Raw genomic sequence first — 14,668 nt, forward strand, 5'->3', positions numbered from 1 at the left:
GTTTATTGAGTCTAATCTGGATACTAAGGGATTTACTTTATCCATTTTTTTAAGATGAGCTCCCTATTTGTTATTTTATTCTCTTCAACAATAAGAGAATCAATATTCTCAAATATAGTGCTATCAGTTTTCATTTTACCGTAAGTTTTTATTGTACCATAAACAAAATATTTTCCGGGGTTAAGACCAAACTTACTTGCTTTACCATTATGATCAGTGATTAATTGGTAAGTACTTCCGCTACAGCTTCTTCCCCCAAAAACTACCCTACTGATAAACACACATAAATTAACTCCACTAATTTTTGTCCCTGTTGTGTCAGTAACAGTGTATTGGAAGCCAACTGGAATAGGAACAACTCTTTCCAGTTTTAAACTTTTAATTTCTACGTTATTTTCAATGACTTTAATCGTGTCCGTTGCTGAATAATCAACATCACCTATCTTAATAGATGCTTTTACAAAATAATCTCCTTCTGTAATTCCAAATTTATAAACCCGACCTTTGGCATCCGATTTTAATTGATAATCACTTGTTTCACAAGTGCCCTTCTCAAAAACTGATTTATTTGTAAAAATGCAAACATTGACATTACTAATCTTTTCACCTTGTGGATCCACAACGGTTAAGTGAAAACCACTTTGTTTTTTGGTTGCAATATTTGCTTCTAATACAATTACCTCCTGTGGAGCTTCTACATCCTTTAGAGCAGCATACACTACTTTCTCCACTGTTTCTTGATATTGAATTCTATATGAGGTACCTTTCTTTAGATTCATGAAGTTGAAATATCCATCATCATCGGTTGTTGTAGAAAACAAAAAATTAACCAAATCAGGAGATGATGTGTAGGATAATGTTACTTTTTTCTTTGATAAAGGAGTTGGTGCATTTTGTTGAGTTAAAGTGTCTACTAAATATAGCCTCCCACGTATACTTTCTTTTTCTGACAAGTCACCTTTAATATCATCTTTTTTACAAGAGCTAACAAACAATAAAATTAAAAGCAGAATAAAATTGCCTTTCATAATTTCCTATTTAACTAAACCTAAAAACTTAACTACCGCTGTTGGCTCAAGGCTGAAGTTGAAGTATGAACCATTATAAACATAATTTGATTTCTCATTAATTATTTCATTATTTAGCAAAGTATAATTGGTAAACCGATAAAAGTGGAACCCATGACCAATTTTAACACCTGGGACTATATCTATTCCTAATCCTGTATGAAGGTTGTAAAGCGGCTTTGGAAAACTAAGCCCACCAAAAATTGATATCCGACTTAGCATTTTCTGATTAAAAGGCATCTTCCAGACTGGCCTGTCATCTGCCATAATGATTGGAATAGGATAAAAGTTTAAACCAGCTATTAACCTAAGTTGTTCCTCATCTCGAGTATTAGAAATAATACCATTTGAAATTGTTGCTGCATTCCTGGAGAAAGGATTTAAAACGTATGCTAATCCTATGCTCCCAGCAACCCAATGAGTGGGAGCTGTTTTATAAGCATCTTTTTTGCTACTAATAACCTTACTTGATTTAAGGTCAACTACAGAAAGTTGAATATCCTTTCGTGTTGCCTTTTCTACAGGGGCAATATCTACAACTAAATTCCGGTGTTTTGCAGTAGTATCTGTTTTTGCATCAATTTTAACTGGAGGCAATAAAAAAGATTCTTGATTCTTAATAAATTCAATAACTGCGAGCTGATTATTTATATTATACAATATCAGCTCTTTGTTATATTTCAATATTACTGGTTTAATGATAGCATCTATTCTAGATTGGAAGTAATTTAATCCATCTCCTAAATTTTCAAACAGTAAAGCTCTATTATTACTATTTGTTATCTCTTTTATCAAAGCATTCCTCAAGGAAGGGCAGCTGTCTAAACCTAAATCATTAATATAGTTATCAATTGAAAATGAAATCTTTAACTGTTCTTGGATTTGCTTATTTTTATCATCTATTATTTTTAGGTTAGCAGCATCTTTTTCAATCATTAAAGTTTTATTCCCAATAAGACCTTTATTAGAAAGATTTTTATGGGATTGCTCACCAATAGCTATATTAAAAGGAGGAACTTTATCTGTCGGCTTTGGGACTACTAGTTGTGCTAAGGTAAGAAGGGCACTTGGAAGGCCCGCAGTGAGCCCCGCAACACCTGCTAATGCATCACCGGCTTCGTTAATTTTCGCAATTGTGGTTGACTCATCTTTGATTTCTTTTGGATTTTCGGATAAGACAAATTTTTCATTGGGTTTAAGATTGTAGGCAACTACTTTAACTTGCACATTATTACCTATAGTCTCGGTGAAGTTAGAAGAATCTGCTTTTAATTTATTAGAAGCATCATACATTCGGAAAGCAGTCTTACTTTTCTTTCTTTCTAAGGAAGGAAATCTCAACACAGAAATAGTACTGAATACTTTTTGCTGGTCAGTTGCACTATTAGTATTCTTTTTCTTAAGTGTTTCTACTTTGTCTTTGTACCTTTTGGTAAAAACCATCCTACCTTCACCACTTTGATTAAGTAGACTATCAAACTTTGTATGATCTACCTGTCCTTCATTAATAGTATTGGAGTTAATTAATAATTTAATTGAATTTTCTCGGTAAGCATCATACTTCTTTGCACCCTCTTCATCAAAACTTCTGGGTAGATTGAGTTTATCTTCATCAGTAAACCCAAATGGATTTATTGTCAACATTCCTTCATTTACCCATATCCACTGTTTTACCCAATTAGATTTTAATACTTTTATAATATTGCTATTATCGAAATGGGATTTAATTTCTTCATAATTGTTTATTAATATCTCATCACATACATAAGTATCTTCCTTCTCGATTAATTTTTTTAGTTCTTCTAGTGATTTTGCTAAACCAAGGAAACTGGGAATATCCTTGTTATAAAAAACACCAGGTTTGACACTCCTAATTATTATATCATTCTTCAACCCTTCTGAATAAAAGCTTTGTATAAACTGTTCCTTTAGATTTGCGCTTAAAAGCTTCAATTCGTATTCATCATTTATTTTAAAACTAGGAGTTTCCAAATACATTGGCTTATTATATGGGCTACTTTTAGGTCCCCAAGTCAGCTCAGGTTTCACTGGAACACCTGTATGCTCAGGTTTTGCATTTACTTTAATGACTTCTTCTGCTACCTTTTCAGCATCGCCCTCCTCCTTTATTCTAGGGGATTTTGATTCATCCTTTCTTCTTGAAGGATGGGGTTTTATTGGCACACCTGAAAGCCCAGGTTCCGCTTTTACTGTAAATATGTTACCGAATAAATTATTTTTTAAAAAGAATTTGCTATGAAGGTATTTAAAATCTGTTGGTGTTGCAGTTAATGTTGCTTCAGCATCAGATTTCGAAAGAATATCTGAAATTTCTTTCATATCTGACTTTATAACTTCATAATCATCTCCCCACAGATAAGCATAGAGTGCTACCAATGGATTTGTTTCATCTGATAAATTCTTATAAGTATTATTAAATTTCTGTTGAAGGTACTTATTAAAGTTATTGTGCTGTTCTGAAGGGTTGTCTATCCTTAAGATAAACTTATACTCCTTTTCTTTTTTTAAATAAAAAGCCGATTTTTTTTTAACCTTCCCATACTCATCAAAATGGATATTGATTGTTTTTTGTCCAAGTACTGTCAAAGATTTTAATGTAATAAGAAAGAAAAGAATCATAAATTTGAGCAACTTCATATTGTTTTTATTTCTTTGTGAGAGTTTTTCAACCTTGAAAGTAGCATATTAAGTGCCTTATTTTATCAAATCTGGTGCACCTCATAATTTTGACAATGTATAAGCTATAATTAGGTTATAAAATACCTAGATATAGGTATTTTATAACCTAATTATATGTAATATTCCTACAGCAAGTGTGAAATTCCGTCATATTATTTGTGATACCCTAGCTCTAGGGCTGCATTATTCAAGTAAAGCAGAATCTATTCTTCGGAAATGGCAAAGCTGACTAAGTAAGCTTACACCACAATAGTGACTATTGCCCCTAAACCCCTTCTAATTTAGATTTAAATTTTAGTTGGATTGATTGCACCTTTTTTATTTATTAATCTTAAAATAAACAGCCCGCACTACTATCCGGAGAGCGGACTGTTTATCATTATTTAATTAATTACCATTTACTTTAAAAACCAGCTGGTATTTTCACCATCCAGTGCCTGCTGCATCTGGGTAGTAAAATCAAGCGCATTGACGGAGCGGTCCAGAAACTGGTCAATATAAGTGGACTTATTCGCCCCTGTAAAAAGGTTATATAACCTCCATAAGTTAATGTCCCCATCGGCTTGCCGGCAAAAGCTGCTGTCTTTGTAGTAGTCATTGCAAACGGCATTCAGCTGCGAATCTCCGTAGAGCAGTTGGGGAATACTCTTTTTCTCTTCCCCTGGCAGATAGGCGTACATCCGGCAGCGACCTAACAAATGCGCGAACTGCTGCTCTGTGATGGCGTACTCGGTTAAGGTTTGCATCTGCCGCAGGTGTTTGTGCTGGTCATAGCTGTCCAGCAGCCGGTATATACCCGAACGGAGCTGGTCCAGACCTGTCACCTTCAAATCAGCCAAGTACCCATCAGTACGAACACATAGGTTGGTGCACACCAGGTTCTTGAAGCCAATAAATAGCTTAAAGTGCTCAGATGCTCCTTTCTTGTTGTAGAGGTTGTCCTGGTTATAAGCTTTTACTCCTCCAACCATTAAGGTTAAGGTGTTTCCATCTATGGTATCCATAATGGTCGGAATCTCTAAACAGAACATCATCCGCTCGTAGTAAATGGTGCGTTCCCATTCTTGTAGCTGATTAGCTGGTTTATCTTTCGCATCTGGGATACGCCCTTTTATTGGGTGTGATACCCGTATCTGGGGCTGTAGAATCTGCTCTCCCCGGAACAGGTCTGTCACCACTTCCTGTGTAGCCATAATGAAATCAGACTGGCTAATCAGCGGCTCATTATCTTTGACGAACACCGGAATGATGTGGTCTTGTCTAATTTCCCGGAACGACATGGCTGTGGTGTTGGCCTCTATAAAAGCACGAGAGCTGGATTGTTCGTCCAGCTCAGTGTTAAGATGCATTAAGGTGGGTCTGTTAACCCTAGAGAGTGTTGGTAGTGTTTCCATTTTAATTAATTGTTTGGTTTAGAAGTTGATTGGTTAGTAAAGTTGATTGTTGAATAAATTGCTTTTGTTGCTGAAAAGCATTGAGCAGCGTTTTCTTCTGTTCATTAGATATGCGGTGGAAAATGGCAGTGAGTTCCTCCAGGCTAGCACATTGACCTATCTGCTGCCGGATAGTCTCATCATCCATACCAGGCTCCGGCACTGCACTAAGGCACCACTGTAATATTTGCTTACCGGTTTCGGCAGAAAGCTTTTGTTCGGGTTTACCCTGAAAGAGGCTGGTGCGGTCTTTGGAAGCTACGGCATTGTTTTTCATGTCCAGGTCAAAGACTAAGGTAAACTCGTAGTCTATGCCGTCCCGCTGGATGGTTTTAAGCTGTACTTTCTCGGGTACCATGCGGCCATTTTTATCCACCAGCACATAATCCTGCTTCGTGCGGGCAGTAGCTATCACGTGACAGGAGGACTGTAAAATGGATTGCACAAATTTGTTGTGGCGGGGCGTAACTTTACTCCAGTTAGTAAAGCTGTTACCAGCTAAGCTGCCGTGGTAATCCAGTAAGAACTCCCACTCGAAGGAAATACCATCAATGATGACCACTTCCATGCCGGCGCTTTGGCATACCTGTAAGGCTTCCATGTATTTCTCCGGGGAGAAAGGTTCATGTAAGGATAAGACGTTATATTCTCCCAGGTGTGAGTAAAGAGAAGCCGAACCATATTCCGTATCAATGACGGCAATCTTGGCCCAGTCCCCGCATAAGCCAAAGGCTAGGAGTAAGGCACTGTAAGTTTTACCAGAGCCCGAGGGCCCTTGTAGGCACAGGCGTATTCTGGCCTGCGTCCGCTTTGCTTTTTGTAGTTGCATAAAAAATTTAGATTAAAGATTAAAGATTAAGGTTAGATATAGTGAGGGGAAATACAGTCATGTTCGCTGTACCAAGCCTAAGCTTGGGCCTATGTAAAACATGTTATAGAAATGAAGAGCAGGAGAAAGTAATACTTAGGGAGCAGACTATCCCAGTAGCAAGGTGCGTGGAAAAAATAGGTCAGGCTCTCGCGCTATAGTTATTACAACCCAACAAGTAGACTATTTTATGGGCACAATTGACCAGGACCCATTTGGTCGTGGGTACCATCGCGTGCAGCAGTAGAGAGCAAGAAAACTCAAGAATGCAGGAGGGGGAAAATGAGTCCGTCTACTTCGCTACCGTGTACAATTGTGAATTCAATTAAAGGTCTGTATAGATTGAATTACGTTGTTATTACATGCTGATATATTTTGTGTATCCAGAAAAGGATTAATCAAGAATATAGGAGGGGGAAAACCTAAATGTTTTGGGGTGCTAATTATTTCGACCGGGGGTGGTTTGCAGGTGTGCCTTCGTACTTGGCAAGCTGTTCACAAAAATCGAGTTTTCTGTTTTCCCAGATAACTACTGACCGATTCCACTTGAAATAAATATTCGTGAGATGTTAAAATGGGGAATGTATAAAATTTCTTGTTTGTGCAAAATTTCCGATGGGGGTGGTTTACATAAGTACCTAGGGGTGTTTAACCCGCAGGTAGTTACTCATTACCTGTTTCTTCCAAAGTAAGAACGATTAACTTAATAGTAGAATTGCTATGAAAGAAATATGCCTTCCTTAAACTGGTAAGTACTCCCTAAAGCTGGGTGTGGCTTTGGCTAAAAGCCTGTAATCTATTTAGTTTACTTAGTTAAATCTTTATCCATAAACTGCAATAGTTCTGCCGGTTTCAAATCTAATGCTTTAGATAAGGACAATAAAGTGAGGATGGTAAAATTATGCTGACCATACTCAATTCGTTGAATCTGTGAAACAGACATGTTAGCCTCAAAGGCTACATTAGCTTGTGTAAGGTGCTTTGCAATCCGAAGCCGCTTTAAGTTCTGGCCGAAATTCTTTAGAAAAGTATTTTCGTCTATGGTTTCCACTTAGCAAAATCACGACAAAAATAAATTTACAACACAGCATGCATGCTGTGTAAAGGATTTTTCTTTATCTTTGGTCAGTCATAATTTTTATAGGAACCACATGTTAAAGATTTATAACTATGAAGATACCGGTAAAGATGGCTTCTTCATGGATGCAGAGATTGAAAGTAAAGCCGATGGGTTAAGGTTTCAGAGGATTTTCCGGAATGCCATCGAAGCAAATCGGCAAGTCGAGTCTACTTTCGGCTACAATAACAAGTTCAAGGAAGTGTTGGTTATGAAATACCCGTTAAACCAAAGATTCCGCCTTGTGTATAGCGACAAAGGAAGTAACAGTCCTGGCAAAGCAAGTATCAGCTTGGGTGTATATCAAATGAAAGCAGCTAATTCCTAGTACTTGGCAGGCACTTACTACTAAACAAGTGGTGCTTTAAACTACTTCCAATATAGGTCCATTGGGCTAGCAAGAAAACTAAAGGATAGTACTTTATACAAAATTGACTGAAATGTTTTGAATCCGCTTATCTTTCAAGAAAAATTAACCCTATCCCAGATGAATAGGGCTAAATTCCATTCTTGGTAACCTTATCTGGTTAGAGAGCCTTCTTTGTTACAGGTGAATTAGGAAGGATGGTTATGGAACCTTTTCGCTATACCGGCCATTAGTCGCGTCATATTCAAATGCTGAGAAGCCTAGCTTGCCTATAAATTTAAATTTTACCTTCTGTACGTAAACGACAACCAGGTTCTGGTCCATATGCCGGTAAACGCAAAGTCCATTGTGCGTCTTATTGAAGAAGTTAGCCGAACCCGAAATAGAGTACATAGTAGGAACTTCGTATTTACCCGTTTGTGGGTCCTTTGATTGTTTTGCCGGATGGGCCACTAAAAATACATGGACATCATGATGCAGGGCAAATTTGACGAGTTTAGAGTAAACTAGGCTGACGTACTCGGTTTCACTCATATTTATCGGGCGTCGATGGTCGATGCAGTTATAAGGGTCAATGACAAAGCTTTTAATGCCTTTTCGCTGCACTAACTCTTTTGCTTTCGCTAGTAGTCCATCTACAGAAGTTTCCACCTCCTGCTCGTTTATAAAGTAAAAATGCTGGTTAATACAATCCTTCGCCTGCTTAGCTTCGTCCAGAGACATTTTCTGCTTAGCATCGGGATGATAAAACTTTTTCCCAACGTAGCGCTCCGCCAGTTTAACAAAATGGATAGTGGGGGGAGTTTCGGCCGAATATATTCCATGCGACCAACCTTTCTGGGTTAACTTTAGCAGAATCTCATCCAGGAACTCTGACTTACCGTGTCCAGGAATGCCCGTAATGGTGGTAACTTCTCCCGGCCGGAAAGTCAATAGCGTATCAAATACAGGGAACCCAATGCTTTCTCCTTTGGGATAGCCATTTTCGTAGAGGTTATCTATTTCGGATTCCATATCCGCTACGGTTATGATACCTTCAATGGGGAATGGTTTATAATTGGCAAAGACCTGTCTTACCGCAGCAGAACCATGTTTTACCAGCACCTCATTTATATCCTTACAATCAGCGGGATATTCAACATAATAACAATTTTCTTTGCCTAATCGGCGAGCCAGTTCAATGCGCAGCGCTATACCGGGTGAATCATTATCCGTAGCCAGGACAAATGTGGTAATCTCAGAGAATTTTTCCCAGTCAATGTCCAGGCATTCCAGCTTTTGCTTCTGGTCTTCTTTACTCGCTCCCGTTGGAACAGAAATTGCTGGTAAATCCATCTCCTGAAATACGGTAATAGCATCTACTTCCCCTTCTGTGATAACACAAACGGATTGCTCCTGTATGGCATCTATGTTATAGAAAGGAAGTTCACAATCTTTTTCCAGGGTAAAGGACTTTTGTTTTTCGCCTGATTGCTGGCGGCACTCAAAACGGCTTTTAACATTAACTACCTCGCCATTCTTTTTGTAAGGAAAAGCAACGTGTAGTTCCTTTTTGCCCGTTAAAGGCGTAAATTTCTCAATGGGGCTAATACCAAACCTCGCTAATGTTTCTAGGGTAATACCCCGCTTTTCTTTAAACCAGCGAACCATGGTTTCGGTGGGTGCTGCTGGTATAAAGCTAGGCTTCTGGTAAATCCGTTTTGGTTTTTTTTCCCGCCCATAAAGCGTATTCTTGATAACACCAGCAAACTTACAGTAATGGCAGTTCCAAACCTTTAAATCTAAATTTACCGATAAACTGGTATCGCGGGGATTTCCTCTGTCAGGTGGACATTGGGGACACTTTACTTTTATACTACCTGTTGTCCGGCCTTTAGTATCTATACCGGCTTCGGACCAACTAGAAAAAGAGCTCATTAAATAACCATTTTTAGAAATAAGGGATTAGAGGAGGATGGCATTAAGGGGATTGTTAAATCATCTTGCCAATGCTCGCCACGGAGCCAAGTGAGAGGGTCTTTGCGAAAATTAATATCAGGGGTTTTATTAATGTAGGCAGGAAGGGCTTTAATTATTTTCTCTTTGGTTACATCAGAAAGCTTATTCCAGAAATCTTGGCACTTCTTTTTTCCTACCTTTTTATTATAGGCATTCCAAAACTTATGAAAATCATTCTCTCGGGCGACTTGGTCGCTTTGAGCATTAATTTTATTAGAAGTTGAAGAAGAAGATGGAGTTGTAATGTTGGCTTTTGGTACCAAGGGTGGTTCAAGGGTGGTTAAACCACCCTTGACTTCTTTTAAATTGTTAAATCCTTTATCCCGCCATTCTTTGCGCTTTTGGGCAGATTTTTTACCACCTGCTGAGCTTTTTTCGCGCCACTCTGCCTGCTTACCCCGTTCTTCTAACAATCGCATATTAACTAAGCGTCCAGCTTTAGTAGGATGTGGTACAAAGCAATCTTTTACTAAATGGCAACCACCATCTAACCACCCTTGACCCATTCGGGTAAGACGAGCCAACAACTCGTCATTATCCGGAATGGAACAATCTTCATCCATCCAGGCATGGCATAAGAGTAGTACATAGGCCCCAACCTGCTCTGTGGTCATTAAAGTCACCTTGGTTGATGATAAAAAATCGGGGACATATAATTGAAATGCTGGGGCCTTCATGCTTCAATTAAATTAAAGAGGGTTACATTATTTTGTTGCTGCCTTTTTTTCCTCCGGCCATCGAGATAGTTTAAAGCCCAGGAAGGGTGATAACCTTTAAACTGGCCGAAGTCAGCAAGGAAATCATCTGCTACATCTTCCTGCTTAGTGAAAGGCGTAAACATAGGAATAAAGGAAGGTTGGTAAATACCTGCGGGTCGGGACACTCTAACTAAGCTTCTTTTGCTGTTGAGAATTTGTTGAATGATGGCCCACACATCTGCATCTGAAGCGCTGGGGAAGAAATATTGCACAGTTTCAAACACATTCTTCTTTCTGCTGGCAGTTTCGCCGTTATACCGGCAGGGAGTACGATGATATTGTTCATCCGCCCAAAGCTGCAAAAAGAGGTGGTCTTTCAATCCCCAGGTTTCGATAACAGCTCGGTATAAAGAACTATCCCCATAATAGAAGGGAGTCTCATATTCTTGAAAGGATGGGAATAGGTATTGAAAAATTTGCTTTTGCTGAGAACGGGAAAGGTTTGGATAAGTGTCCACAATTACTTCCTCCCCCTTTTCTTAATTTTTGCCAAATACCACTTTAAGTCCTTTGTTGAAATGCCATTACTTTCAAAGTAATCATGTAGTTCAGTTTCAGACCAGTACTTATTGAGCATAGGTTCAGCCTTATGAATTTCTGTTATTAATTCAACTCTATTTGTTTTTAATTTAACTTTACTAGGGAAGAATAAAGAATTGAGGAGATTGTGGGTTTTCTTCAGCATGACTATCCCCTCCTTTTTTTAGTTGGCAGATAAGCCGTTGCTTCTGCTTGGATTTCTGAAATGGTCTTCTTTCTGCCTGATTGAATCCATTCCGTTAAATCTTGTTTACTGAAATAAAGCCTCTTAGACTTCTTTGAATAAGGCAGAATTTGCTGGCTTACTAATGTGTAAACTGTTGGAACTGCCAGATTGAGGAATTTGGCTGCTTCCTGAACGGAGAGGGGTTGTTCAGATACTGAATTGGAATTGGAGGTGTTTTGGAGTAAAAGCTGTTCGATGTGGTCCAGCTTTACCAGGAGGAGGCTTACCGCTTTGGGTAGTTCTTCAAATGTAGGATTCTTTGTAAACATAATTAATTATTAAATTATGTTACAATAATATAGCGTTGTTCGGGATTTGGTTTGAAATGGATAAGACGGATAAGAATTCAGATAAGGCGGATAAGAAATCAGATAAGACTTACCATTTTTTCTTTACCATATTAGGTTTAAAGTAGTACATTACACTATCATACTCCCATTCATTAGCTAAGTTATCAGTCACTAATTTTATGTATTTATCTTTTTCTATAATATCCTTATATTCATCAGTTGCTAAATAATAATATTCATAAAACCTTAGAATTACGAACCCCTTCTCACCTATTGGAATACAGTTTATTTCCTGTTTAGGAATTTCTAGCTTTCCTAAAAAAGCCCGTTCTATAAAACTTATAAATTGTTCGGGAGTAAGAAAAGGTTTGCCATTTTTACTTTTCCTTTCCATAAACACGCGAAAATGATTGATGACTTCTTTCATAGGCACTCCTTTCCAATGCTTATTCTCAGCATTGGATAGTGCCTCTAGTTTCTCCTCTATTTCTGAGCTAGTGGTTGGACTCTCTATAGTAAGGTTTTTAAGGGATACTACAGAAGGGTTGATTTTGGAAGATGCTTTCTCTAAATAAGGCGTAATATCTTCAAAATATTGCTTTTCGTTAGTTAACCATTGATTTAATATTTCAATGTACTTTATTTCTATGTTACAATATTCGCCCAACAATTTGGCTTGTTTTAACCTATGTGCTGCATTGATTATCTCTAATTTATCTAGATGGGATAATTTATTTTCTTGAAAAAGTTTAACCGTATCTACACTTTCACACAAAAAAGTAGTAGCTTGAATTAATGCCTTCAAAACATCCTGCTTAGTATTGAATTCTATTACTTCTTCACCTAAATAAATATTAAATCGTTTTTCTTTAATGTAAATTTTAGGAAACTCTAACCCACTCCATCCAACCTCAGTTAGGTTTCTAATTATCGCTGGAAATATTCTAAACCATTTACTGAAGATTTCAATATTGATTTGTGCTTCCTTATAATGTTCTTCTGCAGGTTTTAAAAGGGCCTCAACATAGCTTATCAGTTCTTTTTTCTTTTCAAAGGGTATAGCTTTATTAAGCTCTAAGAAGTGCCCAACCCCCCTAAGATAATATTTAAACCCTTTAATAATGTCAAGGCTAATTGCATTATAATATATATAGTCCTTTATATCCTCACACCAATTTAAATCATTTATCCGATTAACAATATGATGTTCCGTGAACGATAACTGGTCAAATATCCTTTCCCTTAAGGCCTCAAATGGTATCTTTATAGGTTCTGAATTTGAAAGTTCATTATTGTAATAATATTCACTTCTGTTTATATAATTAAGTAACTTCTTATGAAATGGACAGCATTCAGGAAAACCTTCATGTCTTTGGTAACCTTTTAGGGGTTCGATGTTAAAATAATGTTCATAACCCTTTTCAAAATACTTGCCGTTCATTGTACTTTGCTTATAAATCTTAACTGATTGTTTATAATGCATTATTTACTTTTAAAGGCTGTTAAATAGCTTGTAAATTCACGCTTCACTTCATCCTCAAAGCTATCTAAATAATTTTGGGTAGTTCTTTCAGTGCCATGCCCTAAAGATTCAGAAATAAACGCCGTAGATACACCGGCTCTTTTTAATACGGTAGCATAAGAATGTCTAGCGGTATAAGTTGAGATATTCCCTTCAATTCCTATTGTGGCACCTATTCGCTTTATATACTTGTTTATTGTTTTTGTAGCTTGCTTTACAACTGCTAATTCCTTTTCTGGTGTTAATCCTTCCTTAAGAATTGGAAAAACGTAAGCTTCTGGATAAATTGGCTTGTTACCCCACTTTTTGATTATCTGCTCTACTTCAGGGGTAAGTATAACTATTATTGGTTTTAAATTTTGACGAGTGGTTCTTTCAGTTTTAGCTCGAATGAAAATAATTGAACCCTTTTGTATCTGGCGGTATTTTAAACGGGCAATATCCTTTATGTTAATCCCATTACACAAGTAAGAGAATAACCATAGGTCCCGGGCTTGGGCTTCGCTATCATGGCGGGGCTCATAGACAAATATCTTTTCAATTTCTGCCAAAGGTAGGGCTTTCTTAACATTACGGCCGGCCGGCACCTGGTATTTTCTTTTCCCAAAAGGATAAAGATCCTGGTGTACATCGCCTGCCGCAATAGATTCATTGAATAAGGTCCGCAGGGCCCTTACATATATGCTAATAGTAGTGAGTGATTTCCCTCCGGCCAGCATCCAGCGTTCATACTCTTTTAAAAAATCAGGCGTTATTGTTGAAAATAATAAAGGCTTACGTTTCTTTAATAAAGCCTCTCGCCTTGCTTTAGCTTCTTTCTTGGTTAATCCCTTATTACTGGTTAAAGGTTGTTTATTAATAAAAGCTAATAAGGATATGCTAGCATTTTCGTAAGTGCCGGCAGTACCAACCTGTTCTTCTTTTGTCAGACATGCAATAGAATGGTCAAAAGCAGAAAATACATCATCTTTTGCTGCAGTGTTAAGATAGTGCTTCTCAAAAGCTTCGATGGTAAAAATAGACAGTTTTTTAATAACCTTAATTGCCTGTTGCTCAATAGCTTGGAAAGCTATCTGCAATTCTTTCGCTTTTCCCCTTGGATTATCTGTTTTTGTTTTAGCGAAGTCGGTTTCTGAAAGCGAAAAATCTGTAGGAAAATATTTTTGCTTTCGCTGATGAGTAATTCTCAACTTTATTGGATAGGTTCCATCAGTTAAAGCTCTTCTAGTATCTAATATAATTGCGGTGCTTACTCCTACCATATCTTGTATGCAAGGGATTAAATTTGCATACAATTTGCATACTTTTCACCAGAATAACTAGAAACAACAATAATTGAATATATAACAAAAGTACTTAAATTGCCATAAAACATAGGTTTTGCAAATAAGGCTTACCAGCAATTAGGCTGCAAGGCGTGCCTTACAAGCAGGGGGTCACTGGTTCGAATCCAGTACGCCCCACATTCATAAAAAGCACTTACATGAAGAAATTCGGTAAGTGCTTTTTTTTTTGCACAACTTGCACATTAGTATAACGCTTTAATTCCTTTCAGCACCACATTGCAATCTGCAAACCCACCCATTTTTATTGCAGATAGCATTTACCTCCTAAATTAAACATGGAAACTCACCTTACTATTCTAAATACTTCAGGTAATTTTTGGTAAAACTACTCACCTATCGCAGGCAGAATTTATTTCTTTTAACTAATCTAGCATGAAATGATATTGAAATGTTCTGTAAAAATTTAGAGGATTGTGAAAGTAGCTGGCCCGGGTAA

The 14,668-nt window shown here is 37.5% G+C and carries 13 protein-coding genes and 1 tRNA gene; 2 read left to right on the forward strand and 12 right to left on the reverse strand.

The window, feature by feature from the left end; translation table 11 throughout:
- Positions 1-32: 32 nt before the first annotated feature.
- From AAE02nite_RS05185 to AAE02nite_RS05205, 5 genes are all read right to left on the reverse strand, one after another.
- Positions 33-1,028, reverse strand: coding sequence for a collagen binding domain-containing protein (locus tag AAE02nite_RS05185; RefSeq protein WP_146895602.1), 996 nt, complete (start codon positions 1,026-1,028; stop codon positions 33-35).
- Positions 1,029-1,034: 6 nt separating this feature from the next.
- The gene (locus AAE02nite_RS05190) at positions 1,035-3,725 is read right to left on the reverse strand and encodes a hypothetical protein (protein ID WP_146895604.1); all 2,691 of its coding nucleotides are present in this window, start codon (positions 3,723-3,725) and stop codon (positions 1,035-1,037) included.
- Positions 3,726-4,165: 440 nt separating this feature from the next.
- Positions 4,166-5,161, reverse strand: a complete 996-nt coding sequence (locus tag AAE02nite_RS05195) for a DUF3871 family protein (RefSeq protein WP_146895606.1) — start codon at positions 5,159-5,161, stop codon at positions 4,166-4,168.
- Between the two features lies 1 nt (position 5,162).
- Entirely contained in the window at positions 5,163-6,029 is an 867-nt protein-coding gene (locus tag AAE02nite_RS05200; protein ID WP_146895608.1) for an AAA family ATPase, read from the reverse strand.
- Positions 6,030-6,873: 844 nt separating this feature from the next.
- Positions 6,874-7,119: a helix-turn-helix domain-containing protein gene (locus tag AAE02nite_RS05205; RefSeq protein ID WP_146895610.1), complete on the reverse strand. Its 246-nt coding sequence runs from the start codon at positions 7,117-7,119 to the stop codon at positions 6,874-6,876.
- A gap of 100 nt (positions 7,120-7,219) precedes the next feature.
- Here AAE02nite_RS05205 and AAE02nite_RS05210 point away from each other — a divergent pair, with 100 nt between their 5' ends.
- Positions 7,220-7,513, forward strand: a complete 294-nt coding sequence (locus AAE02nite_RS05210; protein ID WP_146895612.1) for a hypothetical protein — start codon at positions 7,220-7,222, stop codon at positions 7,511-7,513.
- 240 nt (positions 7,514-7,753) lie between these two features.
- Here the strand turns inward: AAE02nite_RS05210 and AAE02nite_RS05215 are convergent, their stop codons facing one another.
- From AAE02nite_RS05215 to AAE02nite_RS05245, 7 genes are all read right to left on the reverse strand, one after another.
- Positions 7,754-9,469, reverse strand: a complete 1,716-nt coding sequence (locus tag AAE02nite_RS05215; protein ID WP_146895614.1) for a toprim domain-containing protein — start codon at positions 9,467-9,469, stop codon at positions 7,754-7,756.
- Positions 9,469-10,227 carry an LvrA C-terminal domain-related protein gene (locus tag AAE02nite_RS05220; RefSeq protein ID WP_146895616.1) on the reverse strand — a complete coding sequence of 253 codons (759 nt, stop codon included), beginning with the start codon at positions 10,225-10,227 and terminating at the stop codon, positions 9,469-9,471. The genes AAE02nite_RS05215 and AAE02nite_RS05220 overlap by 1 nt, the downstream gene beginning before the upstream one ends.
- Entirely contained in the window at positions 10,224-10,766 is a 543-nt protein-coding gene (locus AAE02nite_RS05225) for a hypothetical protein (RefSeq protein WP_146895618.1), read from the reverse strand. Before AAE02nite_RS05225 ends, AAE02nite_RS05220 begins: the two co-directional genes overlap by 4 nt.
- A gap of 2 nt (positions 10,767-10,768) precedes the next feature.
- A complete protein-coding gene (locus AAE02nite_RS05230; protein WP_146895620.1) occupies positions 10,769-10,993 on the reverse strand; it encodes a hypothetical protein in 225 nt (74 codons plus the stop codon).
- 2 nt (positions 10,994-10,995) lie between these two features.
- Positions 10,996-11,343, reverse strand: a complete 348-nt coding sequence (locus AAE02nite_RS05235) for a helix-turn-helix domain-containing protein (protein WP_146895622.1) — start codon at positions 11,341-11,343, stop codon at positions 10,996-10,998.
- A 109-nt stretch (positions 11,344-11,452) separates the two neighbouring features.
- The gene (locus AAE02nite_RS05240) at positions 11,453-12,847 is read right to left on the reverse strand and encodes a hypothetical protein (protein ID WP_146895624.1); all 1,395 of its coding nucleotides are present in this window, start codon (positions 12,845-12,847) and stop codon (positions 11,453-11,455) included.
- Positions 12,847-14,148, reverse strand: coding sequence for a site-specific integrase (locus tag AAE02nite_RS05245; RefSeq protein ID WP_146895626.1), 1,302 nt, complete (start codon positions 14,146-14,148; stop codon positions 12,847-12,849). The genes AAE02nite_RS05240 and AAE02nite_RS05245 overlap by 1 nt, the downstream gene beginning before the upstream one ends.
- A 141-nt stretch (positions 14,149-14,289) precedes the next feature.
- Here AAE02nite_RS05245 and AAE02nite_RS05250 point away from each other — a divergent pair.
- Positions 14,290-14,349 (forward strand) — tRNA-OTHER (locus AAE02nite_RS05250).
- Positions 14,350-14,668: the final 319 nt, after the last annotated feature.

It is taken from the genome of Adhaeribacter aerolatus, from assembly GCF_007991635.1.
Classification (GTDB): Bacteria; Bacteroidota; Bacteroidia; order Cytophagales; family Hymenobacteraceae; genus Adhaeribacter; species Adhaeribacter aerolatus.

What these genes read in the sequence shown, in the direction of transcription:
- AAE02nite_RS05235 (WP_146895622.1), bottom strand. Translation starts at nt 11,343, where the DNA reads ATGTTTACAAAGAATCCTACATTTGAAGAACTACCCAAAGCGGTAAGC.
- AAE02nite_RS05185 (WP_146895602.1), bottom strand. Translation starts at nt 1,028, where the DNA reads ATGAAAGGCAATTTTATTCTGCTTTTAATTTTATTGTTTGTTAGCTCT.
- AAE02nite_RS05195 (WP_146895606.1), bottom strand. Translation starts at nt 5,161, where the DNA reads ATGGAAACACTACCAACACTCTCTAGGGTTAACAGACCCACCTTAATG.
- AAE02nite_RS05220 (WP_146895616.1), bottom strand. Translation starts at nt 10,227, where the DNA reads ATGAAGGCCCCAGCATTTCAATTATATGTCCCCGATTTTTTATCATCA.
- AAE02nite_RS05200 (WP_146895608.1), bottom strand. Translation starts at nt 6,029, where the DNA reads ATGCAACTACAAAAAGCAAAGCGGACGCAGGCCAGAATACGCCTGTGC.
- AAE02nite_RS05240 (WP_146895624.1), bottom strand. Translation starts at nt 12,847, where the DNA reads ATGCATTATAAACAATCAGTTAAGATTTATAAGCAAAGTACAATGAAC.
- AAE02nite_RS05215 (WP_146895614.1), bottom strand. Translation starts at nt 9,469, where the DNA reads ATGAGCTCTTTTTCTAGTTGGTCCGAAGCCGGTATAGATACTAAAGGC.
- AAE02nite_RS05230 (WP_146895620.1), bottom strand. Translation starts at nt 10,993, where the DNA reads ATGCTGAAGAAAACCCACAATCTCCTCAATTCTTTATTCTTCCCTAGT.
- AAE02nite_RS05245 (WP_146895626.1), bottom strand. Translation starts at nt 14,148, where the DNA reads ATGGTAGGAGTAAGCACCGCAATTATATTAGATACTAGAAGAGCTTTA.
- AAE02nite_RS05190 (WP_146895604.1), bottom strand. Translation starts at nt 3,725, where the DNA reads ATGAAGTTGCTCAAATTTATGATTCTTTTCTTTCTTATTACATTAAAA.
- AAE02nite_RS05210 (WP_146895612.1), top strand. Translation starts at nt 7,220, where the DNA reads ATGTTAAAGATTTATAACTATGAAGATACCGGTAAAGATGGCTTCTTC.